The following is a 24,439-nucleotide window of genomic DNA, read 5'->3' on the forward strand; positions in this document are numbered from 1 at the left end:
CGGGTTGATATGCGGACGCCCTCTGGATGCGGGCGGGCTTGCTCAGGCCGCGTCCTGAAACCCGGTGAGGGCGGCGGTGAGATTGTCTCCGAGGCTCTCCGAGAGGTATCCACCCTCCTGCACCAAAAGCGTGGGCAGACCCATGCCCGCGATGGCCGCGCCGATCCGGGAAAATCCTGCGCGTGTCACCTTGAGGGCCTGAAACGGGTCATCTTGGGAGGCATCAAGGCCGAGGGCGATCACCAGCACATCGGCGCCAAAATTGCTGATCGCAGTCCGGGCATGGGTGAGAGCGTCCAGAAATTCGGCGTCCCCCAGCCCCTGCGTCAGCGGCAGGTTGAGGTTGTAGCCCAGCCCCGCACCCGCGCCACGCTCATTCGCATAGCCCCAGAAATGCGGGTAGAAGCTTGAGGGGTCTGCATGGACCGAAACGGTGAGCACATCGGCGCGCGTATAGAAGATGCCTTGGGTGCCGTTGCCATGATGCACGTCCACATCGAGGATCGCGGGGCGGTGGCCTGCGGTGCGCAACCGTTCGGCGGCGATGGCGGAGTTGTTGAGAAAGCAAAAGCCACTTGCCATGTCAGCGTAAGCATGATGGCCGGGCGGGCGGGCAAGCACGTAAGCGCTGCGCGCGCCGCCCGCGACTATATCCGCGCCCGCGATGGCCGATTGCGCCGCACCGTAAGCCGAGGCCCACGTATGTGGGCCGATGGGGCAGCCTGTGTCGCCCTGATGATAGCCCGCCTGACCCACGGGGCCGCTGGGATAGCTGTCGGTGCGCGCGTGCGGGTGGATGTTCGGGACCACTTCGGGTCCTGCGCCGGGCATCGCGCTCCAGCGCGCATGGATGGTTTGCAAAAACGTCAGATACTCGGGCGTATGGATGGCCGCGATTGGGGCAAGCCCGTGATCGGGCGGCGCGGTGAAGGTGCAGCCCGCGGCCTCGGCCCCTGCGCGCAACACCTCTGCGCGGCGGGGCTGTTCGGGGCTGGGGTGAAGGGCTCCGAGGGCCATGTACTTTAGTGGGTCATGGAGCATCTGAACGGGATCAAAGATGGCTTGCATGGGGCAACTCCTAAATTTACGTCAGACCTGTTTTTCGCGCCAGTCTAGCGCGGCTTTGAGGCCATCATCCTTGCGGATGCGATTGAACTCGGCCCGCTCGGGCGAGAGATCGGATTCGATGCCGATCGCGGTTTCCAGCGCCTCGGCCAGCGCCTCGCGCATCTGGGCAAGCGCGTAGCTGCGGTTGATCGCCGCCTTGGTCTTTTGCACCGACGGGGCCGATGCGCTCGCGACTTGTTGGGCCAGGGCCATAGCCGCGTCAAGCCCGGTGCCGTCAGGGACCACGCGGTTGACCAGACCCATCTCAAGGCAACGTGTGGCACTGATCCGGTCATCGCCTGTCAGCAAAAGCTCCTTGGCGAATTTCGCATGAGTCGCATAGGGCGCCAGAAGTGCCACGATCCCTGAGCCGAACCGCACCTCAGGCTCGCCAAAGCGAGTGCTGTCCTCGGCCACGGCCAGATCGCAGGCCATGAGAATTTCCATAGCACCCGCGATGCAAAACCCATGTGCGGCGGCGATGGTGGGTTTGGGGCTGTTCCAAAACTGCATGATGAAATCAAAATCAGTGGTAAGGGCTTTGCGCCACGCTGCCTCCCCGCTGATGCCCTTGGCGGCACTTTCCTTCATGTCGAACCCGGCGGAGAAGCAGCGCCCGGTGCCGTGCACTACAATCACCAGCACCTGTGGGTCGGCCTGAAACGCGTCCATTGCGGCATGCGTGGCCGCGATCAGATCGGTGTTGAAGGCGTTCATCACATGGGGGCGGTTGAAGGTCAGAACGCCGATGCGCCCCTCAATGCGGGTGGTGACGGGGGCGTCGGTCATGGATGGTCCTTCCAAGGCATTTGTATTGGCGCAGTGTAGCGCCCTTTGGGACGCGAGCACCTCAAAAATCGGGCGCGGGCCGGGGCATGTCTTTGTGCTGGACGGGGCAGGGCGGCTGGGGCCAGAGTGGGCAGCGGAAATAGGGGGGTGTTTGGGATCATGACGCATAGGTTGGATGAGCTTTTGCGCCCGCGTTCGGTCGGCATCGTGGGCGCGTCGGACAAGCCCGGCAGTAATGGGGCGGCGATGCTGGCGATGTGCGCGCTTGATGGGTTTGACGGTGCTGTCTATCCGGTGAACCCCCGGCTGAGCGAGATTGATGGCGCGCAATGTTATCCTGATATCGCGGCCCTCCCGGAGGTGCCTGATCATGTGGTGATCGGTGTGGCGAGCCGCTTTGTTGAGGGCATATTGGAGCAGGCGATTGCGCTGGGCGTGCGGTCGGCGTCGATATTTGCCTCGCTTTATGTGGAGGGTGATCCGGAACTGCCCGCGCGCGTGGCCGCCAAGGCGCGCGGCGCGGGCATGGCGCTTTGCGGGGCCAATTGCATGGGGTTTTATGTGCCCTCCATTGGGCTGCGCGTGGCCAGCATGCCCTCGCCCGTGGGCATCGCGCCGGGCGGGATCGCTTGGATCGCGCAATCAGGCTCCACTTTTGGGGCGCTGGCGCATAATGATCGGCGGCTTGGCTTCACGCTCTGCGTCTCCACGGGGATGGAGCTTGTCACGGGCGTGGCCGATTACATGGACTGGGCGCTGAGCCAGCCGGAGACGCGGGTGATTGGCCTCTTTTTGGAGAGCGTGCGGGACCCGGCGGCGTTTGTCGCGGCGCTCAAACGGGCGCAGATCCTTGATGTGCCGGTTGTGGCGCTGAAGGTCGGACGGACCGAGAAGGCGGCGCAGATGGCGGTGTCGCATACCGGTGCTATTGCGGGCAATGACGCGGCCTATGAGGCGGTTTTCGCGCGCTACGGCGTTGCCCGCGTGCAGGATATGGACGAGATGGCCGCGGCACTCGCGCTTTTCGACAGCCCGCGTGCGCCCGCCGCCGGGGGGCTGGGCGTGGTCAGCGATTCGGGCGGGGAGTGTGAGATGATCATTGATCTGGCCGAGGCAACTGGCGTTGATTTCCCTGAGCTGTCGCCCGAGACGGCGGCGCTCATCGAGGCCCAGCTTGAGCCGGGGCTGCATGCGCAAAACCCTCTGGATGCGTTCGGCACTATGACGGATCTGGTGTCGAGATACGCGGCGATGAATGCTGCTTTGGTGGAGGATGCGGGCGTCGCCATGGGCTTTTTCATGTCCGACCCGCGCGATGGCTATGGCTATGCCGAGCAATACACCGACGCTTTGATAGCAGCTGCCGGGCGTACGGAAAAACCGCTGGCGATGGTCACGAATTACTCAATGACGGATGAGCGGCATCTGGCGTTGAGGCTGAAGGCGGCGGGGGTTCCCTTGCTGCGCGGCACACGCAACGCGCTTCTGGCGGCGCGCCATGTGATGGCCTATCGAGATTTTCAGGCGCTGGGGCCGGACGCGGCGCGGGCCGCAGACCCCGGACCATGGGCCGAGCGGCTGCGCATGGTGGGGCGGCTGGCCGAGGGCGAAGGGCTTGAGATGTTGCGTGATTTCGGTATCGCCTCGCCGAAGGTGGTGCACGTGTCCGAGGCCTCCGGCGTGACCGGGGCGCTGGCTGAGATGCGGTTCCCCGTGGTGCTGAAAACAGCGGAGGATCATGCGCATAAAAGCGATGTGGGCGGGGTTATTCTGGGCGTTGCGGACGTGGCGCAGGCTGAGGCGGCCTATGCGGAAATGGCCGCACGGCTGGGCCCACGCGCGCTCTTCATGGAGATGGCACCGAAGGGGACGGAGCTGTCGCTTGGCGCGCTCTGGGATGAGAATTTCGGCCCCCTCGTGATCATTTCCGCCGGTGGTATTCTGATCGAACTTTTGCAGGACCGCGTTGCGGCCCTTGCGCCTTTCGGCCCGGACGAGGCGCTCAGGCTGCTCCGTCGCCTGAAGGTGCATGCGCTTTTGCGCGGGGTGCGGGGGATGCCACCTGCGGATGAGGCGGCGATCGCCGAGCAGATCGCGCGGTTTTCACAGATGATCGCCGGGCTGGGCGAGGCCTGCGCCGAGATGGACATCAATCCGATGATCTGCGGCCCCGAGGGCGCGTTGGCCGTGGATTGTCTGGCGGTGGGGCGCGGCAGCTAAGACCGCGCCCGCATGGCTTACTCAGCCGGTTTAGCGTTGAAGGTGAACAGTGGCTCGCCCGCAATCGTGTAGGTCGTGATCAGCTCTGCCGCGCGGCCCGAGGTCAGCCACTCTTCAAGCGCGGCGGCGGCATCGGTGTTCACATGGGGGTGCCGCTCGGGGTTGACCGGCAGATAGGCGTATTGATTGAACAGCGCCGGATCACCGGAAAAGAGCACGGCAAGATCCGCCTTGTTGCCAAAGTTGAGCCAGCTCGCCCGATCGGACATGATATAGGCATTGAGGCCAGCGGCTGTGTTCAGTGACGCGCCCATGCCTGCGCCGACTTCGTTATACCATGCGTCGAAGCTGGCCGGATCAAGGCTGGCTGTGGACCACAGCGACAACTCCATTTTATGCGTGCCGCTATCGTCCCCACGGCTGACGAAGGCGGACTTTGCCTCTGCGATGAGGGTGAGCGCTGTGGCGGCGCTGTCGGCATTTGCGATGCCTGCGGGGTCCGTGGCAGGCCCGATCAGGACGAAATCATTATACATGATCTCGCGCCGGTGGGTGCCGAAGCCCGCCTCGACAAACGCCTCCTCGGCGGCGCGTGAATGCACCAAAATAGCGTCCACATCCCCCGCCTCACCAAGGCGCAGCGCCTGGCCGGTGCCGACGACAAGCAACTGCACGTCAAGTCCCGTATCCTCCTTGATGGCGGGCAAGAGCACTTCCGAGAGGCCGGAATTGTGGAAGCTGGTCGTGACGGCCATCTTCATTTCTTCCGCGTGGGCGGCAGCGCCCCACAGAAGAGCGATCAGAGCAAACATACGGGTCATTCTACGATATCTCCTTGCAGAAATGCCTTGGTTTCGGGAGTTTTGGGTTGTGCGTAGAAGGCAGGCGCGGGGCCTGAGTCGTGCACCTGCCCATTGAGCAAGAAGATCAGGTCGGTTGCAAGCCGCTTTGCCTGTCCGAGGTTGTGCGTGGTCATGATGATGCGCGTGCCGTTGGTATGGGCTGCGTGCAAAAGCGCCTCAATTTCGCGGGTGGAGCGGCCATCGAGATTGGCACACGGCTCGTCCAGAAAGAGCACGCGGGGGCGGCGGATGAGCGCGCGGGCGATGGCCAGCTTTTGTTTCTCGCCGCCAGACAGGCGCGGGGCAGGGCGGTCGAGCGCATCGCCCAGACCGATCCGCGCGGCCCATTCGGCGACGCGTGCGTCTCTTTCGGCGCGGGGCGTGCGGACCAGCTCCAGCGGATAGGCGAGGTTTTGTGCCACAGAACGGCGCAGCATGATCGGCGTTTGAAAGACGTAAGCCTGTGCCGCCTGCGCCTCCGGGCTGGGCAAAGACCATGTGGCACTGCCTTCGCTCAACCGCTCAACCCCGTGCAGCACCTTGAGAAGCGTGGTCTTGCCCGCCCCGTTGGGGCCAAGCACGAGGGTGACCCCCTCTTTGGGTAAGCTAAGGTTTATGGGGCCGAGAATGGCACGCCCGCGCCGCCGCACCACCGCGTCCTTCAGCGTGGCTGTCATGAGCGCGCTCACCACGTGCCCTCCTGCTCGGTGCGCGAGAGGGCGTGGATGGCGAAATTCACCACCAGCGCCAGCGCGATTAACACAAAACCCAGCCCCAGCGCCAAGGCAAAATCGCCCTTGCCTGTCTCCAGCGCAATCGCCGTGGTCAAAACGCGGGTGGCGTGGTCGATATTGCCGCCCACAACCATAATCGCGCCAACCTCACCAATGGCGCGGCCAAAGCCCGCAAGTGCGGCGGTCAGTAATGTGCGCCGCCCATCCCACAAAAGCGTCTTGATCCTCTGGCGTTTGGGCGTGTTGAGCGAGATGAGAAGGTCGTGATATTCTGCCCAAAGCTCACGCATGGCTTGGTGGGTGATCGACGCGATCAGCGGCGTGATGATGATCACCTGTGCGATGATCATCGCCGTTGGGGTAAAGAGAAGCCCCAGCACGCCGAAGGGGCCGGAGCGGCTGAGCAAGAGGTACACGATGAGGCCCACGACCACTGGCGGCAGGCCCATAAACGCGTTGAGCACCGCGATTGTGGCCCGGCGATAGCGAAAGCGGCGCACCGCCAGCGATGTGCCCAAGGGCAGCGCGATGCAGCAGGCGATGACCAGCGCCGTGAGGCTGACCTGGAGCGAGCGCAGCGTGATCTCCACCAGATCGGGGTCGAGCGTGACGATCAGCCAGAATGCGGAGGTGAGCCCTGCCCAGATATCAGTCATTCGGCCCGGCCCTCTTTGGCGCAGTACAGGTGCGGTTTGTCTCACACAAGTCCAACGCGCGCCGGGAGGTGAAGCGGTAGGGCGTGGCTTGCATATAGAGGTCCTCTTGGGAATGTTCGAGTTTGCGGATGCGGGACTCAAAGGAGGGCCGCTGCGTCATGCGGCCTTTTCTTCTGAGCATATGCATTGAGCGCCTTCAAGGGTGCGCTGCGCGGAATAAGCAACCGCTGTCTGGCGGCAAGGGGAACCTCTCTTACCAATTATTCTATTAATTAGAACGAACACAAATAAACAATGTATTTTTATGACCCCAAGGCCGCTGTTATCGCTACCCACGGCCCATCGCCCGAGAAAAGGATATATCGCCATGTTGACTGCTCTATTGCCGTTTTTCGCGCCCCTCGCGCTTAGCCTTGCTGCCCTTATCGTCTTTCGCGGCCCGCAGTTTCGCCCTGCATCTGAATTGCGCCGTGTGGAGCTCTTGTCGCTTGTCGGTCTTGCCGCAGCGGCGATTTCGGGCCTTGCGCTGATTTTCAACGGTCCGGCCACAAGCCCTCTTTTCGGCATTGATGGGCTGGGGATTGCCGCGCGTCTGGATGCGGTGAGCGCGGTGATGCTGACGCTGGTTACATTCGTCGGTTGGGTCGTGGTGCGCTACGCGGCCACGTATATGGATGGCGAGGACCGGCAGGGCGCGTTCACGGGATGGCTCTGCGCCACTCTGGCGGCGGTGATGATGCTGGTGATTGCGGGCAATATCCTGCAACTGCTGCTTGCCTGGATCGCGACGAGCGTCTTTCTGCAAAAGCTGTTGCTGCATTACGCAGATCGCGTGGCAGCACAACGCGCGGCGCGCAAGAAATGGGTGACGGCGCGTTTGGGGGATGCGGCCTTGCTGCTGGCCGTGTTGCTGATTTACGGGCGCTACGGCACTGGTGACATCGCCGATATCATGGTTGCGGCGGGTGTCGATGCGGGCGGCGCGGGATCGGCCTGGATCGCGGCGAGCCTTGCGGTGGCGGCGATCTTGAAATCGGCGCAATTTCCGATGCATGGCTGGCTGACGGAGGTGATGGAAACACCCACACCCGTCTCGGCCCTGTTGCATGCGGGCGTGATCAACGCGGGCGGCTTTTTGCTCATCCGGTTCTCGGACGTGATGATCCTGTCGCCCAGCGTTCTGGCGGTTCTGGTGATGATCGGCGGGTTCACGGCGCTCTTTGGCGGCTTGGTGATGCTCACGCAATCGGCGGTCAAGACGTCTCTCGCATGGTCCACCGTGGCGCAAATGGGGTTCATGATCCTGCAATGCGGTCTGGCCCTTTTCCCGCTGGCCTTGCTGCATATCGTGGCACACTCGCTTTACAAGGCGCACGCGTTCCTTGCCTCGGGCATGGCGGTGGACGGTGTGGCCGCAATCCGGCGGCCCGGCCCCGTGGCCATCCCGAGCGGCATCGCCGTGGGGCAGGCCTTTGTCATCGCGCTGGCGATCTACGCGGTGGTTGCCTTTATCTTCGGCATCTCCGGCAAGTCGCCGCAGGCCATCGCATTGGGCGCGATCTTGATCTTCGGGGTGGCGTATCTTCTGGCGCAGGGTCTGGCCGATGCCGCACCACGGGTGCTGACACAGCGCACAGCCGCCTATTCCGTGGCCGCCGCCTTTGGCTATTTCGCCCTGCAAACCGGGTCCGAATGGCTGATGGCGGGCACGCTGCCTGCGACACCGTCCCCCGGTCCACTGGAATGGGCGCTGCTGGTTCTGGCGCTTCTGAGCTTCGGCCTTGTGGCGGTGGCGCAGGCGATGTTCCCGCTCTGGGCGTATCACCCGGCAGCGGCGGGCATGCGGGTGCATCTCTCCAACGGGCTTTATGCCAATGCCATCTTCGACAAGCTGCTGCGCGGCTGGTCGACCAAGACCCCCTCCTGATCCGAGCAAAGGAATAGAACAATGGCTAACACCAAGCTTTCGCTCAAGAAAATCAACGCGGCCAGCGATACCGCGGCCCGCGCAATCCCGCCGCTCTGGCCTCTGGCCTCTTCGGTCGCGGTGAACCCCTATCTGGGTCAGACCGCGGAGACACTGGCCCAAGCCGGGGCGCGTCTGGGCCGTGTGGGCGGGGTGGCGGTCACGATGCCGCGCGCGTGGTATCATGCGCGGATCACCCAAGGGGTCATTACGGATGCCGATATCGAGGCGGCGCTGGCGGCTGATGGTGGCAAAGCCCTGCCTGATCTCGCAAAGCTCAAGCATATCGCCAGCACCGAGGCGCCGGCACCCACGCCGCAGCCTACGATTGTCGATCTGGCAAGTGAGGCGTCTGGCATCGACTGGGCGGGCATCATGGCGGACCGCTTTGGCCAATGGGCGGCGGGCTTCTTTGATCAAGGCCAAGCGCTTTGGGCGGCACCACGCCGCCGGGGGGCTTATGACGCATGGCGTCAGAACGCGACCCATGACCTGACGCCGGAGATCGCGGGCCTCACAGGCTTTGCCGATTTCATCAGCAAGACGCCCGACACCGCCGTTGAGGCGCTGGCACGGGCGGTGGCCAGCCTTGGCCTGAGCGAGGCGGCGCTGGAGACGTATCTTCACCAGCTTCTCTTCACGCTTGGCGGGTGGGGGCAGGTTTCGCGCTACCGTCTCTGGCAGGCCGAGCTTGCCCAAGGGAGCGACACGACCGCGACCGATCTTTTGACGATCCGCATTCTGTGGGAAGAGGCGCTGCTTGCGCATTACGCGGATGAGATTGGCGCGAAATGGGAGGAGGTCGCGGCGGCCCATGCCACCCCTTTGGACGTGAATGCGGATTTTCAGGCCAATGCGCTCTTGCAAAACGCATGGGAGCGGTCGGTGCAACGCGGCTTGGCCGAAACCTTTGCCGCACCGGCCCCAGCGGCCTATGAGGAACGCCCCGCACTTCAGGCTGCGTTCTGCATTGATGTGCGCTCTGAAGTCTTCCGGCGCGCGTTGGAATCGGTCAATCCGGGTATCCAGACTCTGGGCTTTGCTGGGTTTTTCGGCCTGACACCTGCGCATAAGGGCTTTGCCTCGGATGTTGAAGAACTACGCCTGCCGGTGCTTTTGAACCCCGGTGTGACTTCCACCTCGCAAGGCACGGATGCGGGCGCGGACCAGACGGCCCGCTTTACCGCGCGCGCAAGCCGGGCGTGGGGGCGGTTCAAGCTCGCGGCGGTGTCGTCTTTTGCCTTTGTCGAGGCGACGGGTCCGATCTATGCGGGAAAGCTTCTGCGTGATGCGCTCAACCTTGCGCCCAACGACGTGCCCGGCGGCCCTGCGCCGCGCCTTGATCCGGCGCTGGATCTTGCGGCACAGACCGATGCAGGCGAGACGATCCTGCGGGCCATGTCGTTCACCAAGAATTTTGCGCGGCTGGTCGTTCTGGCCGGGCATGGTGCGAATGTGGTAAACAACCCCTTCGCGAGCGGCCTGCATTGTGGCGCTTGCGGCGGATATTCCGGCGAGGTGAACGCGCGGCTTCTGGCGGGGCTGCTCAACAGCGTCGATGTGCGCAAGGGGCTTGCCGAGCGGGGGATCGAAATCCCCTCCGACACGCTTTTCGTGGGCGCGCTGCATGACACAACCACGGATGCGGTCACGCTTTATGATGCGGATCATTCCGCAGCGGCCCATGTGGAGGATTACAAGCAGGCCCGTGCGTGGTTTGCCTCAGCCGGGACCGTCACACGGATGGAGCGTGCGTTGCGCCTGCCGCGTGCGACCGCGGACGGCAACATCTCGCTGCGCAGCAGGGATTGGGCCGAGACCCGGCCCGAATGGGCGCTCGCGGGCTGCAAGGCCTTCATCGCCGCCCCGCGCAAACGGACTGCGGGCCGCAGCCTTGAGGGCAGGGCCTTCTTGCATGATTACGACTGGTCCCAGGACAAGGGGTTTGGCGTACTGGAGCTGATCATGACCGCACCCGTGGTTGTGGCGAGCTGGATCAGCCTGCAATATTATGGCTCTACCGTTTCGCCGCACGTCTTTGGGTCGGGCAACAAGCTATTGCATAACGTGACCGGTGGCATCGGTGTGGTGGAGGGCAATGGGGGCGCGTTGCGCGCGGGCCTGCCATGGCAATCGGTGCATGAGGGGGCGGAGTATGCCCATGATCCGCTGCGGCTGTCGGTTTGTATCGAGGCCCCGCGCGAGGCGATGACGAATGTCCTGCGCGCCCATGACGGCGTGCGCGATCTCTTCGACAATGGCTGGTTGCACCTCTTTGCGCTGAATGAGGCGGGGCAGATGGCATGGCGCTATGAGGGCGGTCTGGAATGGTCGGCCATGGAGACCGTGTCTGGTGCACCCGCGCTCAAGGCGGTCAGCTAAGGCAGACGGGTCCGCTGCGCGGCTTAGAGCATATCGCGTTCAATTGAATGCAGTTAAACGCGTTACGCTTTAATGCTCGCGCAGCAGGCGGCCCAGACCGGGCAGCTTATCGTCAATCCCGGCGAGGCGCAGGCAATCCCAGAGCATGGCCTGATTGGAGCAGATGGCGTGTTTGCCCAGCTTTTGCTCAATCCGGTCGATCACATCAATGCTGCGCAATGCGCCGCAGCTGAGAAGGACGGCATCCGCCTCGGGGTGATCAATCGCTTGGGCGTAGTCCACAAGATAGTCAGGTGAGACGCGGATCATCTGCGTGTCATATTTCAGCCCCATCCCATGTGCGTGCAGCACCGAAACATCGGCCTCTTCCAGATAGCGCACCACATTGTCGTTCAGCTCAGGAATATAGGGCGAACCGAGCGCGATCTTGCGGGCGCCGATGGCGGCCAGAGCCTTGCGCACCGACCCGGCCAGCGTGCAGGTTTTTGCCCCGGGCGCGCCCTTGGCAAGCTCGGCCTGCGATGCCGCCTCTCCCACGGCAACAGTGCCCGAGGTGCAGGCGAAGACGATCACGTCCAGCCCGTCATCCGGCAAAATGCCCGCCGCCGCCTCGGCCAGTGAGCCGCGCAATTGCGCAAGGCTCTCGGTGGAGATTTCGCGCGGCATTGACGCGCGGTTGAAATAGGCCCCGACGCCCGGCGGCATATGGGCGATCATATCCTCTTCGATGGTCTGCTCATTCGGGATCAGCACAAAACCGATCTTGGCACGCGCGTTGCGGCCTGTGTCAAATCCGGCGTTGCCCAGAACCGGATGCGTGCTGGGATCGGGCAGGGGGGATATGTGGGTCATGGGGCCGCTCTCTCTCAAGGGGGAATGCATGGGGCAGTCTACACCGGAAAGGGGCGCTCAGGGCCAAGAAAAGGCCGGGTTGCGTTTGGCCTTTGCCGCAGCGCTTAGGTTACTAGGGCTTCGCAGGTAACGTGCGCATATATGCTTGTATAGATTTATGGTGGGCGACCCTGGAATCGAACCAGGCGTGCGTCTCCGCGAGGGAGTTACAGTCCCCTGCCACACCTTGCGGCCTGTCGCCCACTGCCCTTGGCAGAGCCAAAAGCGTGAGGCGGTGTTTACGAAGCCGCCCTTGAGGCGTCAACCGGAAAATGCCTTGCGCCGGGGCTGAGGGAGGGCCATTCTGAGTGGCCTATGGCGCGTGAGGCGGCGCCGAAGCCAAATCTATGAGAAATCAATGAAAGTTCTATGAAAAACCCAACGAAAAAACCCAAATGGGTGGTGGAAAAAGAGCAGGGCAAAAAGGCCGAAGCGGCACAGACCTTGTGGCTCTTTGGGCTTCATGCGGTGCGCGATGCGCTGCTGAACCCCAAGCGTGAGAAACTGCGCCTGATCACCACGCTCAATGCGCGTGCCAAGCTGGAAGATGCGATTGTGGCCTCTGGCATGGAGCCGGAGATGGCAGACCCGCGCAAATTCCCCGCCGTGATTGATCCCGGATCGGTGCACCAAGGGGCCGTGCTTGAGGTGCGGTCGCTCGATTGGGGGGATCTGGAGAGCCTCGCGATGGGGGACGGTGTGCATGCGCCCCGGCTGATCCTGCTCGATCGGGTGACAGACCCGCATAATGTGGGCGCGATCCTGCGCTCGGCCGAGGTTTTTGGCGCGCGTGCGGTCATCGCGCCGCGTCACCATTCCGCGCCGGAGACAGGCGCGCTGGCCAAGACCGCGTCAGGCGCGTTGGAGCGGCAGCCTTACGTGCAGGTGCGCAACCTGTCGGATGCGATCGTGCAGCTTCAGGGGATGGGGTATCTCGTGCTGGGCCTTGATGGAGAGGCAGAGCAGACGATTGAGGCCGCGATGGAGGGTCGTCGCGACCGGGCAGTGGCGCTGGTTCTGGGCGCTGAGGGGCCGGGATTGCGCGCGAAAACCCGCGAGACCTGCGACGCTTTGGTCAAAATTCGGTATTTCAGCGGGTTTGGCTCGCTCAACGTCTCAAATGCGGCGGCGGTCGCCCTATATGCCTCTCAGGCCGAGGGATAAGGAGACGCCATGCAAAAGATCGCAACCTGCTGTTATTGCGGCACGCGCGCCGCTTTGGTGATGCGCGGGGATGGGCGGCATGAGCTTTCATGCTCGGCCTGCGGTGCGCCTTTGCATGAGATGAAGATGATGCCTCAGCGGGCAAAACCTGCCGCGGCCGCGGCCCCGCGGCGGGCCAAGCCTTTGCCGAAATACGAGCCTGAGCCGCATTACGCGCGGCACCAGCCAGCCCAGCCACGCAAGCGGGGAAAGCGGCGCAAGGGCCTTATGCGCAAGGTGTTCGAGGAGGTTTGGGACATTGCCGAGGACATCTTTGATTGAGGCTCTTGTCCGCCCCGCACGCAATTGTTTCAAAACTGGCGCGTGCGTTCACACTTCTTTGAACAGCCCTTCTTTTTCGCATGGTGCGGCCCAACTACAATAGCAGGCAGGTCAGATCGGAACACTGGCCAAGCCCCTTGACTGTCCCTCGTTCCGTGACTGGCGCCCAAGGTCCTCCTTGGGCGCTTTTTTGTGGGCTGTCCTCTCTTGCGCACCTGCGTCACGGCGTTACTCTTCGCGTTATGGATGAGACTTATTCAGATGCGCATCTGCGCGATATTCTGGCCCGCACGCGCCGCATTGCAGTGGTCGGCATGTCGATGAACCCGGTGCGGCCCAGCTATTATGTGGCGCGCTATCTCAAGCTCAAAGGGTATGAGGTGATCCCGGTCAATCCGGGCCATGCGGGCGAGGTTGCGTTTGGTGCGAGGGTCGTGGCGGGCCTGGAGGATGTGCCGGGCGAGGTGGATATGGTCGATATCTTCCGGCGGTCCGAACATGTGGCCCCCATCGTCAAGGAGGCGCTGGCGCTCTTTCCCACACTCGGGACGATCTGGATGCAGATCGGGGTGAGCGATCCGGCGGCGGCGGCACAGGCGCGCGCGCGCGGGGTGGACGTTATCATGAACCGCTGCCCCAAGATCGAGTATCAACGCCTGCACGGTGAATTGCGCATGGGCGGGTTCAACACCGGGGTGATTTCCTCGAAGCTTTAGGCGGCAGTGAAGTCCGCCGCGATCCGCATTTCGCGCATGGGCCGGACCAGTTGGATGCATTTCTCGTAGATCGGATCAGCCTTGTAGGCTGCCAGCGCGGCCTCATCCTCGAACTCCGCATAGACCACCAGATCAGGGGCCTCCGCGTTGATCTGATCGGCGTGCAAATTGCGGCCCACCTCGAAATGGCGCGCATGTGGGATCTGGGCCAGCATCATCAGCCCATCGCGGATCACATCGGGACATTCGCCCGGTTTGGCAGAGAAAAAGACCACATGGCGGATCATTTCGTGTTCCTTTCGGCTTTCTCAGTCAGGCCGGATTTGCCCTGCCGGGCCTCCAGCACGTCCATCACGCGCGCCAGTGCTACGCCTCGGGACCGCAGCATCACCAGCAGGTGAAAGAGCACGTCCGCCGCCTCGCGTGCCAGCGCGTCGGGGTCGTTCTTCACCGCTTCAATGATTGCCTCAACGGCTTCCTCGCCGAACTTCTCGGCGCATTTCTCGGGGCCACTGGCCAGCAGCTTGGCAGTCCAGCTTGTCTCCGGGTCTGCCTCCGCGCGCTCTGCGATGATGTCGGCCAATTCTTCCAGCGTCATGCCGCCACCCGCATTGGTATGCCTGCGGCGGCCATATGCGCCTTGGCCTCGCCAATCGTGAAGTCGCCAAAGTGGAAGATCGACGCAGCCAGCACTGCACTTGCCCCGCCCTCAATGACGCCGTCCACCAGATGGTCAAGCGTGCCGACTCCGCCCGACGCAATCACCGGCACGTTCACTGCGTCCGATATGGCCCGTGTGAGCGGCAGGTTGAAGCCCGCGCGCGTGCCGTCGCGGTCCATTGAGGTCAAAAGGATTTCGCCCGCGCCTTTGGCCACGACAAGACGGGCGAACTCCACCGCGTCGATGCCGGTGGGTTTGCGGCCCCCATGGGTGAAAATCTCCCACTTGCCCGGTGAGACGGTTTTGGCGTCGATGGCCACGACGATGCACTGGCTGCCAAATTGCGCGGAGGCGGCCGCAACCACATCGGGGTCGGCCACGGCGGCGGAATTGAAGCTTACCTTGTCGGCCCCGGCCAGAAGCAGCGCGCGCACATCCGAAGGCGTACGGACCCCGCCCCCCACGGTCAGCGGGATATAGCACTGCTCGGCGGTGCGGCGCACCACGTCGAACATGGTGCCGCGATTCTCATGCGTGGCGTGGATATCGAGAAAACAAAGCTCATCCGCGCCCGCCGCGTCATAGGCACGCGCGGCGTCCACCGGATCGCCCGCATCGCGCAGATCAACGAAATTCACACCCTTCACCACGCGCCCATCGGCCACGTCGAGACAGGGAATAATCCGGGTTTTGAGCATAGTTTCGCGCGCCTTCCGACTTTCACCGATTTGTTTATGGGCATTCTTGGATGGATGCCAGAAGATAGGGCGGAATTTGCGATGGAAAGGACACAAGCAATGAAGATGTGGATAGCAGCGGGCGCGATGGCCCTTTTGGGGAGTATGGGCATGGCCGGCGAGAGCGGGATCACCAAGATAAAGGCGGCAGGCGACGTGGCCACGACGATGGATGCGCTTGAGGCGGCTGTGACCGGGGCAGGGGCCACGGTCTTTGCGCGCGTGGATCATGGGGCCGGGGCCACAAGCGTGGGATTGGAGCTTGCACCCTCGCAGCTTTTGATCTTCGGAAACCCCAAAATGGGCGCTCTGGCCATGCAGGATGATCCGCTTGCGGGGCTGTTCCTGCCGCTCAAGGTTCTGGTCTACCGCGATGGGGCCGGGCAGGTCTGGCTGAGCTATGAAGAGCCGTCCAAAACGCTTGAATACATGGGCGGCGTGCCGAAAGATGCAGGCTACCTTGAGATGATGCAGGGCGCGCTCGCCAAACTGACGAGCAAAGCGGCGGGAATGTAACGAGAGCGCCCGCCTGACCAAGGCACCGGGGGCGCAGGAGCGCGCGCTATTTCAGCGCGCGCAACGCCTCGCCCAAGTCCAAGGCCCCATCATAAAGCGCACGGCCCGAGATGGCTCCGTTGAGCCCTGCGCCGCAATCCCTGAGCGCCAAAAGATCGTCCAGTGAGCTTACACCGCCCGAGGCAATCACCGGGATCGACACGGCCCGCGCCAGCGCCGCTGTCGCCTCCACATTCGGGCCCTGCATCGCGCCGTCGCGGTTGATATCGGTGTAGATGATGGCCGCAACCCCGGCATCTTCAAACGAGCGCGCAAGGTCTGTCACCTCCACATCCGTCTCCTCCGCCCAGCCCTTGGTCGCCACCCGGCCGCCCCGCGCGTCGATCCCCACGGCGACTTGCCCCGGAAAGGCGCGCGCCGCCTCCCGCACAAGGGTGGGGTTCTCCACCGCCACGGTCCCAAGGATCACCCGCGCAAGCCCTTTGGAAAGCCAGCCCTCAATGGTTGCCATGTCGCGGATGCCGCCGCCCAGCTGCGCAGGCACTGGGCAGCGCTTCAGGATTTCTTCGACCGGGGCTGCATTCACCGGCACGCCCGCAAATGCCCCGTTGAGGTCTACCAGATGCAGCCACTCGCAGCCTGCGGCCACAAACGCTTCGGCCTGCGCCGCCGGGTCATCGTTGAACACGGTGGCCGCGTCCATTTCGCCGCGCAAAAGGCGCACGGCCTGTCCGTCTTTGAGGTCAATCGCGGGGTAGAGGATCATGGGGCACCTGCTGATAAAGGACTGGCGGCTCTTAACCATGACGCAGCGGCATTTGCAACGCGGTGCGCCACGTCATGCTTGATTGCACGCGCGGGCCTGCGCAGGCTGACACATAGGTCAAATGGGAGGATCAACCGATGAACCGAATTCTTATGAGCGCCGCTGCCGTGGTGCTGAGCGCGACTGCCGCGCTGGCCGCAGACCCTTTGGAGGGGACATGGCGCACGGCACCTGACGATAACGGGCATACCGGCCTGATCAACGTGGCACCCTGTGGGGCCGCACTTTGTGGCACGCTGATGAAGGCGTTTGACGGCACAGGCGCGGAGGTGGCGAGCGAGAATATTGGCCGCCAGATCATCTCGGAAACGATGGCCAAAGGCGATGGCGCCTATAAGGGCAAGGTCTACGCACCGGACCGCGACAAGACCTATAACTCCAAACTTCAGCTGAGCGGGAACACGCTTGCCGTCAGTGGCTGTGTGCTGGGGATTTGCCGCAATGGTGGAACATGGACTAAAGTCGAGTGATCCAAGCGAAATAGGTCGCGATTCCTGTCGTATTTCGACCATGCGGTCGCAATTCCTTTAGCGACGACGCGCGGTAGGCCCTAACTATCGTGCGTTCCGGCGAATTGAGCCGGGGCACGCGCCCTCCGGCCGAGGGTTCGCTGGTGAAAGGATTTACCGGTGAAACACGTTCTATCAGCTTTATTTGTTGTCGCTGTGGCGTTGCCCGCCATGGCGAACGACCCTGCGATTGGTATCTGGGCCGCGCCGCCCGATGGCAAAGGGCAGGTGGGCCATATCAAGGTCGCCCCCTGTGGCACTGCGCTGTGCGGGACGATCATCCGGGCCTACAGTCCCGAGGGCAAACAGATCACCACGTCCAATGTTGGCAAACGCCTGTTCTGGGACATGCGCCCAAACGGGAAGGGTGATTATGACGGGGGCCGCGTTTACGTGCCTGCGCACGCCAAGGAATATGACGCCAAGATGCAAATCAAGGGCGGTCGTCTGTCGGTGAAGGGCTGCGTGGGTCCCATCTGTCAGGGGCAGACGTGGAGCCGCGTGCAGTAGCGCGTCAGCCTTTGCTTGCCCCGAAGACTGACCAGCCGGTCCGCTCGCTCAATTGGCTCATCGCCTCAGTGCCCAGCTTGGAATTGCCGTATCGGTTCAGCCCTGGTCCCACACGGCCACTGAGGCCACCCCGGGCACGATGCTGAGGATGCCGCCACCGACGCCGCTCTTGCCGGGCAGGCCAACGCGGTAGGCATAATCGCCAGATCCGTCATAATGCCCGCAGGTCATCATCAGCGCGTTGATCCGGCGCGTGCGCGCTGGCGAGACCATACGGGGCGCGCCGCGGCCCCCGGTGAGGAACAGACCCGACTGCGCCAGTTGTATGGTGTTCATTTCAATGGCGCAGTGATGGAAATACGTGCCCAGCGTCAGGGCTGGGTCATGGCGCAGATTACCGTAGGTGCGCAGGTAATGGGCCAGTGCGACATTGCGGTGCCCAGTGGCAATCTCCGACTATGCCACCGCCTCGTTGATGTGGATATCGCCATTCTCGGCGGCATCGCGCACGAAACGCAGGATCGCCCCCAGCGCCTCTTTCGGCTCGGCCCCTTCCAGCACCGCATCGGTGGTCACAATGGCGCCCGCATTGATAAAGGGATTGCGCGGTCGCCCGTTCTCGCGGTCCAGCATCCGCAGCGCATTGAACGCAAGCCCCGATGGCTCGCGGTCCACCCGGTTCCACAAACGGTCCCCGTGCTGTCCAAGCGCCAGAGCGAGGGTGAAGATTTTCGAGATCGACTGAATTGAAAACCGCGTCTGCGCATCCCCGGACCAAAGTGTCGGCCTGCCGGGGCGGGCAACGGCGATGGCAAATTGTTCGGGATCGACGCGGGCTAACTCGGGGATGTAATCGGCCACGTGGCCCTTGTCGGGGATCTCCTTGGCGTCCCGCGTGATGCGGTCCAATATGGCCTGAAGATCCATGGCCCTGCCTCAGGGCGTCCAGCGCAGAAAGTTGGCGATCATCCGCAAGCCGGTGGATTGGCTTTTCTCGGGATGAAACTGCGTGCCGATCATCGTATCGCGGCCCACAATCGCGGTCACGGGTGCGCCATACTCGACATGCGCCAGAAGATGCTCCGGCGCGTCCACGGCAAATTGATAGGAATGGACGAAATAGGCGTGATGCCCTGTCTCGATCCCTTTCAGCACAGGATGGGGGCCGTGCAGCACCAGATCGTTCCAGCCCATATGCGGCACCTTGCGGCCTTCAGCGGCCTCGATCGGCCCCACCGTGCCAGAGATCCAGTCAAACCCGGCTGTCTCGGTATATTCAAGCCCGCGAGAGGCCATCATCTGCATCCCGATGCAAATCCCCATGAAAGGGCGCGCACCATGCACGACACGCTCCTCAATGGCCTCAAAAAGCCCGCGATGATCGAACAACGCCTGACGACAGGCCGGAAACGCCCCATCCCCCGGCAGCACGATCCGCTCGGCCTGCGCCACCACATCGGGCGCGGCGCTCACGATCACATCGCCCGCACCCACCTCAGCCGCCATCCGTTGAAACGCCTTCTCGGCGGAATGCAGATTGCCGCTCTCGTAATCCACGATGACCGTGGTCATGGGCTAAAGCGCTCCTTTGGTCGATGGAATCGCATCGGCCTTACGCGGATCAACCTCAAGCGCATCCCTGAGCGCGCGCGCCACAGCCTTGAACGTGGCCTCGGCCATGTGGTGGCTGTTGATCCCGTCCAGCGCCTCGATATGCAAGGTGATGCCAGCATGGGTGCTCAACGCCTGAAAGAACTCGCGCACCAGCTCCGTGTCGAACGTGCCGATCTTGGCGGTGGGCAAATCCATCTTCCACACCAAAAACGACCGCCCGCTCAGATCGAGTGCTGCGCGCACCAGCGCATCATCCATCGGCAAAAGACACGACCCATAGCGCCGGATACCGCGCTTGTCGCCCACGGCTTCTGACAGTGCCTGCCCAATCGCGATCCCCACATCCTCGACCGTGTGGTGATCATCAATATGCAGATCGCCCGCACAGCGCACGCGCATATCGATCAGCGAATGGCGCGCCAACTGATCCAGCATATGGTCGAAAAACCCGACCCCGGTCTGATTGTCGTAGACGCCCGTCCCATCCAGATCGAGGCTCACCTCAATCTTGGTCTCGGCGGTCTTGCGGCTGATTTCGGCGCGGCGCATCGGCATATTCCTCGGCTGTTGTGCCGCCCTTATAGGCGCGCCACGCCCCCACGCCAAGGGCTTGGTGCCACTGCACTGCTGCATTGGTCGTCCATGACTGGGGGAGAGAAATTTGGAGCGGGTGAAGAGATTCGAACTCTCGACATTTACCTTGGCAAGGTAACGCTCTACCCCTGAGCTACACCCGCTTCCTTGGGTAAGACGCGGGATATAAAACTCGCGCCGCGCTGGCAAGGACAAACTGCACAGGCCCGCGAAGTTTTTCTGCCCTGCATCTTCTTGCCGAAAATATCCTGGGGAGGGTTAAAAATTCCTTGGAATTTTTGATCCGGGGCAAAGCCCCTCTTCTGCACCCAAGCCGCGCGCCGCAAGGCGCTCCTTGGGGGTATAGCGGGATCACAGCGCTCAGGTGTAGCTCAACATGCACCGGCCGGGCACATCCACATCCTCAGAGTGCACGATGACGCCGCCCTCATGCAGATAGACAATCCCGTAGGCCCCTGGCTCATCGACTGAGGCATGCACATCCATTCCCGCCACCATGATCGGCGATTGGTGGCAGGGGCTTTTCAACAGGCACACAGGCACGCCCCCCGCACTGCCGCAGATGCTGCGATGCACATGGCCCGCGATGATCTGACAGGCTGTGCCGTGGCGCGACAGGATCTCCAGAAACGCATCCCGGTCCAGAAGCCCGATGGCGTCCATCGCGTCAAAGCCCACATCCATGGGCGGGTGGTGCATGAAGACCACCGCGCGCCGCCCAGCGGCTCCTGCCAAAGCGGCGTCGAGAAAGGCAAGCCTCTCAGGCCCGAGCAAGCCTGAATGCTCTCTCTCGGCGCCCTCGGCCAGAGTGTCGAGCATGATCAGCCGCGTGTCGCCGCTGTCGATCACCTCTTGGGCAAAGCCATCTCCATCGCGCGCGGCCTCGGGGAACGCGCCGAAAAACGCCTCCCGTCGGTCGTGATTGCCGAGCGTCATATGCACCGGCAGGGGACAATCCTCCAAGGCCGCCCGCAGCTCGGCGTATTCCTCGGGCGCTCCGTTGTGGGTCAGATCGCCGGTCAGCACGATACGCTCGGCATCCGCATGATGCTCCAGCGCATGCGCCAGAGCGGCGCGAAACCGTGCATCGGGATCAAGATGGCCGATCCGCCCGCCGGCGGGCAGAAAATGCAGGTCGGTCAGAACGAGTATCTTGCGCAGCCCGTTCAGCCCCATCTCAGCTCTCTTCGAACTCGATCAGCAGGTCTTTGGCGTCGATCTGTCCGGCCATTTGTACATGCACGGCTTTGATGACCGCATCGCGCTCGGCATAAATCCCCGTCTCCATCTTCATCGCCTCGATGGTGAGCAACAGATCATCCGCCTTCACCTTCTGGCCCGGCGTCACAGCGACGCTTGCGACCACTCCGGGCATCGGCGCGCCGATATGGTTGGCGTTGCCCAACTCGGCCTTGGGCCGTGTCGCGGTTTGCGATTTTACGAGACGGTTGGGCACGCGGATCACGCGGGGCTGACCATTCAGCTCAAAAAACACCCGCGCCTCGCCGTCTTCGGTGGTCTCACCCACCGCTTGCAGGCGAATCTCAAGCGTCTTGCCCGGATCAATCTCGGCTGTGATCTCCTCGCCCGGCTCCATCCCATAGAAGAACGTCTTGGTGGGCAGGGCGCGGACGGGGCCATAGGTGCGGTGACGCCCCATGTAATCGAGGAAGACTTTGGGATACATGAGGTATCCACTGAGATCCTCATCATCGACGGATTTCCCTTCCAGAAGCCCGCTCACTTCGGCGCGGGTCGCCTCCAGATCGACAGGTTTGAGATGCTTGCCGGGCCGCTCGGTGTCAGGCGCGTCGCCTTTGAGCACCTTGGACACGATCCCTTTGGGAAAGCCGCCCGGAGGCTGGCCGAGATTGCCGCGCATCATGTCGATCACCGAATCCGGGAAGGCTACATCGCGGGCCGGATCCTCGACATCCGCGCGGCTGAGGCCTTGGCTCACCATCATCAGCGCCATATCGCCCACAACCTTGGACGAGGGCGTGACCTTCACGATATCGCCAAACATCTGGTTCACATCGGCATAGGTCTGCGCCACTTCCGGCCAGCGGTCCTCAAGGCCAAGGCTGCGCGCCTGCGCCTTGAGATTGGTGAACTGCCCGCCGGGCATCTCGTGCAGGTAAACCTCCGATGAAGGCGCCTGCATCCCTGTCTCGAAGGCCGCGTAATGCTCGCGCACCGCCCCCCAGTAATCGGAGATTTCGCGCACCGCGCCAATGTCGAGCCCCGTCTCGCGGTCGGTATGTGCCAGCGCCTCGACAATGCTGCCCAGCGTCGCTTGCGACGTGTTGCCCGACAGCGCGTCCATCGCGCAATCCACTGCATCCACGCCCGCATCGGCAGCGGCGAGGATCGTGGCACAGGCCGTGCCTGCGGTGTCATGGGTGTGGAAATGGATCGGCAGGCCGACTTCGGATTTCAGCGCCTTGATCAGCACCTTGGCCGCCGCAGGCTTCAAAAGCCCCGCCATATCCTTGAGGCCCAGCACATGCGCGCCCGCCGCTTCCAGCTCGCGCGCCATCCCGACATAGTATTTCAGGTCATATTTCGCCCGGTCCGGGTTCAGGATGTCGCCAGTGTAGCAGATCGTGCCTTCGCAGAGCTTGTCATTGGCGATCACGGCATCCATCGCCACGCGCATGTTTTCGGTCCAGTTGAGGCTGTCGAAGACGCGGAACACATCAACGCCGGAGGTCGCCGCGACGCGCACGAATTCCTGCACCACATTGTCGGGATAGTTGGTGTAGCCCACCCCGTTGGAGCCGCGCAACAGCATCTGTGTCATCAGATTTGGCATGGCCGCGCGCAGATCGCGCAGGCGCTTCCACGGGCATTCCTGCAAGAAGCGGTAGGCCACGTCAAAGATCGCACCGCCCCAGCATTCCATCGAGAAAAGCTGCGGCAGGTTGGCGGCATATGCCGGTGCCGCCTTGACCATATCATGGCTGCGCATCCGTGTGGCCAGAAGCGATTGGTGCCCGTCGCGCATGGTCGTGTCGGTGATCAGCAGCTTGGATTGCTTTTTCATCCAGTCGGCCACGGCCTGCGGTCCTTTTTGCTCCAGCATGTTGCGCGTGCCCATCATCGGCTCTGCGCGTAGCGCGGGCGCACGCGGGGGCTTGAGGTCGGCGCGGGGCAGGGGACGGTCCTTGACCTCCGGGTGACCGTTCACCGTGATGTCGGCAATATACGTAAGCACCTTCGTGCCACGGTCCCGGCGCTTGTTGAACTGGAAGAGATCCGGCGTGTTGTCGATGAATTTGGTAGTGTACTCATTGTTGAGAAACGTGGGGTGTTTCAGCAGGTTCTCGACGAAGGCGATATTGGTGCTGACGCCGCGAATACGGAACTCGCGCAGGGCGCGGTCCATCCTCGCGATCGCGGCCTCGGGGGTTTGCGCGTGGGCGGTGACTTTGACCAGAAGGCTGTCGTAGAAACGCGTGATCACGCCGCCAGAATAGGCCGTGCCACCATCGAGGCGGATGCCCATGCCCGTGGCTTCGCGGAAGGCGGTGATGCGGCCATAATCGGGGATGAAGTTGTTCTGTGGGTCCTCGGTGGTGATCCGGGTTTGCAGTGCATGGCCATTGAGGCGCACATCCTCTTGGGTCGCCTTGCCGGTGGCTTCCTGAATGGTTTTGCCCTCGGCGATCTTGATCTGGGCCTGCACAATGTCGATGCCGGTGACCTCTTCGGTCACGGTGTGCTCAACCTGCACGCGGGGGTTCACTTCGATGAAGTAGAACTGCTCGGTGTCCATATCCATCAAGAATTCGACCGTGCCCGCACACTCATAGTTTACGTGCTTGCAGATCTTGTAACCAAGCGCGCAAATCTCCTCGCGCTGGGCTTCGCTGAGATAGGGTGCGGGCGCGCGCTCCACGACCTTTTGGTTGCGGCGCTGGACCGAGCAATCGCGCTCAAAAAGGTGATACATCTGCCCGTGCTTGTCGCCGAGGATCTGCACCTCCACATGGCGCGCGCGCAGGATCATCTTCTCAAGATAGCCCTCGCCATTACCAAAGGCCGCTTCCGCCTCGCGCCGCCCTTCGAGGATTTTCTCCTCAAGCTCACTCTCGTCCATGATGGGCCGCATGCCGCGCCCGCCGCCACCCCAGCTTGCCTTGAGCATGAAGGGATAGCCGACCTTGGCGGCCTCTTTGCGGATGGCGTCCATATCATCGCCCAACACCTCGGTCGCTGGGATCACCGGCACGCCCGCCTCCACGGCCACGCGCCGGGCGCTGGCCTTGTCGCCAAGGGCGCGCATCGTGTCTGCCTGCGGTCCGATGAAGGTAATGCCGTTATTGGCGCAAGCATCCACGAAATCGGGATTTTCCGACAAAAGGCCGTAGCCGGGATGGATCGCATCCGCCCCACATTCAAGGGCGACGCGGATGATCTCGTCAATGCTCAAGTATGCGGCCACGGGGCCCATCCCCTCGCCGATGCGGTAAGCCTCATCAGCCTTGAACCGGTGCAGGCTCAGCTTGTCCTCTTCGGCAAAGACGGCGACCGTCTTTTTGCCCAACTCATTGGCGGCGCGCATGATGCGGATGGCGATCTCGCCGCGATTGGCGATCAGGATTTTGCGGAATTCACTCACTGGGCTTGTCCCCCTTATGTGACCTGAGGCTCCAGCCATTCGGTCGGGCATGTTGTGCCG

General features: G+C 62.9%; 23 protein-coding genes, 2 tRNA genes and 1 pseudogene. 9 read left to right on the plus strand and 17 right to left on the minus strand.

Annotation, left to right across the window (positions count from 1 at the left end; genetic code table 11):
- Positions 1-42 precede the first annotated feature (42 nt).
- Both KUD11_RS09805 and KUD11_RS09810 read right to left on the minus strand, forming a co-directional pair.
- The gene (locus tag KUD11_RS09805) at positions 43-1,068 is read right to left on the minus strand and encodes a histone deacetylase family protein (protein ID WP_109384858.1); all 1,026 of its coding nucleotides are present in this window, start codon (positions 1,066-1,068) and stop codon (positions 43-45) included.
- A 21-nt stretch (positions 1,069-1,089) separates the two neighbouring features.
- Positions 1,090-1,896, minus strand: coding sequence for an enoyl-CoA hydratase/isomerase family protein (locus tag KUD11_RS09810; RefSeq protein WP_109384857.1), 807 nt, complete (start codon positions 1,894-1,896; stop codon positions 1,090-1,092).
- Positions 1,897-2,055: 159 nt separating this feature from the next.
- Between KUD11_RS09810 and KUD11_RS09815 the strand changes: the two genes are divergently transcribed.
- On the plus strand, positions 2,056-4,116 hold the full coding sequence (locus KUD11_RS09815) for an acetate--CoA ligase family protein (RefSeq protein ID WP_109384856.1): 2,061 nt from the start codon (positions 2,056-2,058) through the stop codon (positions 4,114-4,116).
- A gap of 17 nt (positions 4,117-4,133) precedes the next feature.
- Here KUD11_RS09815 and KUD11_RS09820 read toward each other — a convergent pair whose 3' ends face one another.
- Genes KUD11_RS09820 through KUD11_RS09830 form a run of 3 tightly spaced genes read right to left on the minus strand, consistent with a single transcriptional unit; the run spans position 4,134 to position 6,348 of the window.
- Positions 4,134-4,937 (minus strand): substrate-binding domain-containing protein, encoded by an 804-nt coding sequence (locus KUD11_RS09820; protein WP_109384855.1) that lies wholly within the window; start codon positions 4,935-4,937, stop codon positions 4,134-4,136.
- The gene (locus tag KUD11_RS09825; RefSeq protein ID WP_109384854.1) at positions 4,934-5,650 is read right to left on the minus strand and encodes an ATP-binding cassette domain-containing protein; all 717 of its coding nucleotides are present in this window, start codon (positions 5,648-5,650) and stop codon (positions 4,934-4,936) included. The genes KUD11_RS09820 and KUD11_RS09825 overlap by 4 nt, the downstream gene beginning before the upstream one ends.
- On the minus strand, positions 5,644-6,348 hold the full coding sequence (locus tag KUD11_RS09830) for an ABC transporter permease (protein WP_109384853.1): 705 nt from the start codon (positions 6,346-6,348) through the stop codon (positions 5,644-5,646). The genes KUD11_RS09825 and KUD11_RS09830 overlap by 7 nt, the downstream gene beginning before the upstream one ends.
- Positions 6,349-6,715: 367 nt before the next feature.
- Here KUD11_RS09830 and KUD11_RS09835 point away from each other — a divergent pair, with 367 nt between their 5' ends.
- Both KUD11_RS09835 and KUD11_RS09840 read left to right on the plus strand, forming a co-directional pair.
- Positions 6,716-8,275, plus strand: a complete 1,560-nt coding sequence (locus KUD11_RS09835) for a proton-conducting transporter transmembrane domain-containing protein (RefSeq protein ID WP_109384852.1) — start codon at positions 6,716-6,718, stop codon at positions 8,273-8,275.
- 21 nt (positions 8,276-8,296) lie between these two features.
- Positions 8,297-10,696, plus strand: coding sequence for a YbcC family protein (locus KUD11_RS09840; RefSeq protein WP_109384851.1), 2,400 nt, complete (start codon positions 8,297-8,299; stop codon positions 10,694-10,696).
- Between the two features lie 69 nt (positions 10,697-10,765).
- Here the strand turns inward: KUD11_RS09840 and KUD11_RS09845 are convergent, their stop codons facing one another.
- Both KUD11_RS09845 and KUD11_RS09850 read right to left on the minus strand, forming a co-directional pair.
- Positions 10,766-11,548, minus strand: coding sequence for a maleate cis-trans isomerase family protein (locus KUD11_RS09845; RefSeq protein WP_109384850.1), 783 nt, complete (start codon positions 11,546-11,548; stop codon positions 10,766-10,768).
- Between the two features lie 158 nt (positions 11,549-11,706).
- A tRNA-Tyr gene (locus KUD11_RS09850) sits at positions 11,707-11,790 on the minus strand.
- 166 nt (positions 11,791-11,956) lie between these two features.
- On the opposite strand from KUD11_RS09850, the gene rlmB reads away from it, so the two are divergent.
- The 3 genes from rlmB (at position 11,957) to KUD11_RS09865 (ending at position 13,788) form a co-directional block, all read left to right on the plus strand.
- Complete coding sequence (rlmB, locus tag KUD11_RS09855; RefSeq protein WP_109384849.1) at positions 11,957-12,751, plus strand: 23S rRNA (guanosine(2251)-2'-O)-methyltransferase RlmB; 795 nt, start codon at positions 11,957-11,959, stop codon at positions 12,749-12,751.
- A 9-nt stretch (positions 12,752-12,760) separates the two neighbouring features.
- Complete coding sequence (locus KUD11_RS09860; protein ID WP_109384848.1) at positions 12,761-13,072, plus strand: hypothetical protein; 312 nt, start codon at positions 12,761-12,763, stop codon at positions 13,070-13,072.
- A 242-nt stretch (positions 13,073-13,314) separates the two neighbouring features.
- Positions 13,315-13,788 carry a CoA-binding protein gene (locus tag KUD11_RS09865; RefSeq protein ID WP_109384847.1) on the plus strand — a complete coding sequence of 158 codons (474 nt, stop codon included), beginning with the start codon at positions 13,315-13,317 and terminating at the stop codon, positions 13,786-13,788.
- Here the strand turns inward: KUD11_RS09865 and KUD11_RS09870 are convergent.
- Genes KUD11_RS09870 through hisF form a run of 3 tightly spaced genes read right to left on the minus strand, consistent with a single transcriptional unit; the run spans position 13,785 to position 15,147 of the window.
- Positions 13,785-14,075 carry a Dabb family protein gene (locus tag KUD11_RS09870; protein ID WP_109384846.1) on the minus strand — a complete coding sequence of 97 codons (291 nt, stop codon included), beginning with the start codon at positions 14,073-14,075 and terminating at the stop codon, positions 13,785-13,787. The genes KUD11_RS09865 and KUD11_RS09870 overlap by 4 nt on opposite strands.
- Complete coding sequence (locus KUD11_RS09875) at positions 14,072-14,386, minus strand: phosphoribosyl-ATP diphosphatase (RefSeq protein ID WP_109384845.1); 315 nt, start codon at positions 14,384-14,386, stop codon at positions 14,072-14,074. Before KUD11_RS09875 ends, KUD11_RS09870 begins: the two co-directional genes overlap by 4 nt.
- Positions 14,383-15,147: an imidazole glycerol phosphate synthase subunit HisF gene (gene hisF, locus KUD11_RS09880; protein WP_109384844.1), complete on the minus strand. Its 765-nt coding sequence runs from the start codon at positions 15,145-15,147 to the stop codon at positions 14,383-14,385. Before hisF ends, KUD11_RS09875 begins: the two co-directional genes overlap by 4 nt.
- A 99-nt stretch (positions 15,148-15,246) precedes the next feature.
- Here hisF and KUD11_RS09885 point away from each other — a divergent pair, with 99 nt between their 5' ends.
- On the plus strand, positions 15,247-15,702 hold the full coding sequence (locus tag KUD11_RS09885; protein WP_109387984.1) for a DUF302 domain-containing protein: 456 nt from the start codon (positions 15,247-15,249) through the stop codon (positions 15,700-15,702).
- A gap of 46 nt (positions 15,703-15,748) precedes the next feature.
- On the opposite strand, the gene hisA is transcribed toward KUD11_RS09885, so the two are convergent.
- Positions 15,749-16,468, minus strand: a complete 720-nt coding sequence (gene hisA / locus KUD11_RS09890; RefSeq protein ID WP_109384843.1) for a 1-(5-phosphoribosyl)-5-[(5-phosphoribosylamino)methylideneamino]imidazole-4-carboxamide isomerase — start codon at positions 16,466-16,468, stop codon at positions 15,749-15,751.
- Between the two features lie 137 nt (positions 16,469-16,605).
- Here hisA and KUD11_RS09895 point away from each other — a divergent pair, with 137 nt between their 5' ends.
- Together KUD11_RS09895 and KUD11_RS09900 are read left to right on the plus strand one after the other, a co-directional pair.
- Positions 16,606-16,998 carry a DUF2147 domain-containing protein gene (locus KUD11_RS09895; protein WP_109384842.1) on the plus strand — a complete coding sequence of 131 codons (393 nt, stop codon included), beginning with the start codon at positions 16,606-16,608 and terminating at the stop codon, positions 16,996-16,998.
- Between the two features lie 210 nt (positions 16,999-17,208).
- On the plus strand, positions 17,209-17,547 hold the full coding sequence (locus tag KUD11_RS09900; RefSeq protein ID WP_109384841.1) for a DUF2147 domain-containing protein: 339 nt from the start codon (positions 17,209-17,211) through the stop codon (positions 17,545-17,547).
- A gap of 4 nt (positions 17,548-17,551) precedes the next feature.
- Here KUD11_RS09900 and KUD11_RS09905 read toward each other — a convergent pair.
- From KUD11_RS09905 to KUD11_RS09930, 6 genes and pseudogenes are all read right to left on the minus strand, one after another.
- Positions 17,552-18,474, minus strand: a pseudogene (locus KUD11_RS09905) (glutaminase).
- A 9-nt stretch (positions 18,475-18,483) separates the two neighbouring features.
- Positions 18,484-19,119 (minus strand): imidazole glycerol phosphate synthase subunit HisH, encoded by a 636-nt coding sequence (gene hisH / locus KUD11_RS09910; RefSeq protein ID WP_109384840.1) that lies wholly within the window; start codon positions 19,117-19,119, stop codon positions 18,484-18,486.
- Between the two features lie 3 nt (positions 19,120-19,122).
- Positions 19,123-19,710, minus strand: coding sequence for an imidazoleglycerol-phosphate dehydratase HisB (gene hisB, locus KUD11_RS09915; protein ID WP_109384839.1), 588 nt, complete (start codon positions 19,708-19,710; stop codon positions 19,123-19,125).
- Positions 19,711-19,823: 113 nt separating this feature from the next.
- Positions 19,824-19,898: transfer RNA gene (locus KUD11_RS09920), tRNA-Gly, on the minus strand.
- A gap of 217 nt (positions 19,899-20,115) precedes the next feature.
- A complete protein-coding gene (locus tag KUD11_RS09925) occupies positions 20,116-20,931 on the minus strand; it encodes a metallophosphoesterase (protein WP_224380196.1) in 816 nt (271 codons plus the stop codon).
- A gap of 1 nt (position 20,932) precedes the next feature.
- The gene (locus KUD11_RS09930) at positions 20,933-24,379 is read right to left on the minus strand and encodes a pyruvate carboxylase (RefSeq protein WP_109384838.1); all 3,447 of its coding nucleotides are present in this window, start codon (positions 24,377-24,379) and stop codon (positions 20,933-20,935) included.
- Positions 24,380-24,439 lie beyond the last annotated feature (60 nt).

The sequence above is a fragment of the Roseovarius carneus genome, from assembly GCF_020141465.1.
Classification (GTDB): Bacteria; Pseudomonadota; Alphaproteobacteria; order Rhodobacterales; family Rhodobacteraceae; genus Roseovarius; species Roseovarius carneus.

Coding starts and splice junctions, on each gene's coding strand:
- KUD11_RS09885 (WP_109387984.1), top strand. CDS start 15,247: ATGAAGATGTGGATAGCAGCGGGCGCGATGGCCCTTTTGGGGAGTATG.
- hisH (WP_109384840.1), bottom strand. CDS start 19,119: ATGACCACGGTCATCGTGGATTACGAGAGCGGCAATCTGCATTCCGCC.
- KUD11_RS09835 (WP_109384852.1), top strand. CDS start 6,716: ATGTTGACTGCTCTATTGCCGTTTTTCGCGCCCCTCGCGCTTAGCCTT.
- KUD11_RS09865 (WP_109384847.1), top strand. CDS start 13,315: ATGGATGAGACTTATTCAGATGCGCATCTGCGCGATATTCTGGCCCGC.
- KUD11_RS09820 (WP_109384855.1), bottom strand. CDS start 4,937: ATGACCCGTATGTTTGCTCTGATCGCTCTTCTGTGGGGCGCTGCCGCC.
- KUD11_RS09840 (WP_109384851.1), top strand. CDS start 8,297: ATGGCTAACACCAAGCTTTCGCTCAAGAAAATCAACGCGGCCAGCGAT.
- KUD11_RS09925 (WP_224380196.1), bottom strand. CDS start 20,931: ATGGGGCTGAACGGGCTGCGCAAGATACTCGTTCTGACCGACCTGCAT.
- KUD11_RS09845 (WP_109384850.1), bottom strand. CDS start 11,548: ATGACCCACATATCCCCCCTGCCCGATCCCAGCACGCATCCGGTTCTG.
- KUD11_RS09870 (WP_109384846.1), bottom strand. CDS start 14,075: ATGATCCGCCATGTGGTCTTTTTCTCTGCCAAACCGGGCGAATGTCCC.
- KUD11_RS09860 (WP_109384848.1), top strand. CDS start 12,761: ATGCAAAAGATCGCAACCTGCTGTTATTGCGGCACGCGCGCCGCTTTG.
- KUD11_RS09895 (WP_109384842.1), top strand. CDS start 16,606: ATGAACCGAATTCTTATGAGCGCCGCTGCCGTGGTGCTGAGCGCGACT.
- KUD11_RS09815 (WP_109384856.1), top strand. CDS start 2,056: ATGACGCATAGGTTGGATGAGCTTTTGCGCCCGCGTTCGGTCGGCATC.
- hisF (WP_109384844.1), bottom strand. CDS start 15,147: ATGCTCAAAACCCGGATTATTCCCTGTCTCGACGTGGCCGATGGGCGC.
- hisA (WP_109384843.1), bottom strand. CDS start 16,468: ATGATCCTCTACCCCGCGATTGACCTCAAAGACGGACAGGCCGTGCGC.
- KUD11_RS09875 (WP_109384845.1), bottom strand. CDS start 14,386: ATGACGCTGGAAGAATTGGCCGACATCATCGCAGAGCGCGCGGAGGCA.
- rlmB (WP_109384849.1), top strand. CDS start 11,957: ATGAAAAACCCAACGAAAAAACCCAAATGGGTGGTGGAAAAAGAGCAG.
- hisB (WP_109384839.1), bottom strand. CDS start 19,710: ATGCGCCGCGCCGAAATCAGCCGCAAGACCGCCGAGACCAAGATTGAG.
- KUD11_RS09805 (WP_109384858.1), bottom strand. CDS start 1,068: ATGCAAGCCATCTTTGATCCCGTTCAGATGCTCCATGACCCACTAAAG.
- KUD11_RS09810 (WP_109384857.1), bottom strand. CDS start 1,896: ATGACCGACGCCCCCGTCACCACCCGCATTGAGGGGCGCATCGGCGTT.
- KUD11_RS09900 (WP_109384841.1), top strand. CDS start 17,209: ATGGCGAACGACCCTGCGATTGGTATCTGGGCCGCGCCGCCCGATGGC.
- KUD11_RS09830 (WP_109384853.1), bottom strand. CDS start 6,348: ATGACTGATATCTGGGCAGGGCTCACCTCCGCATTCTGGCTGATCGTC.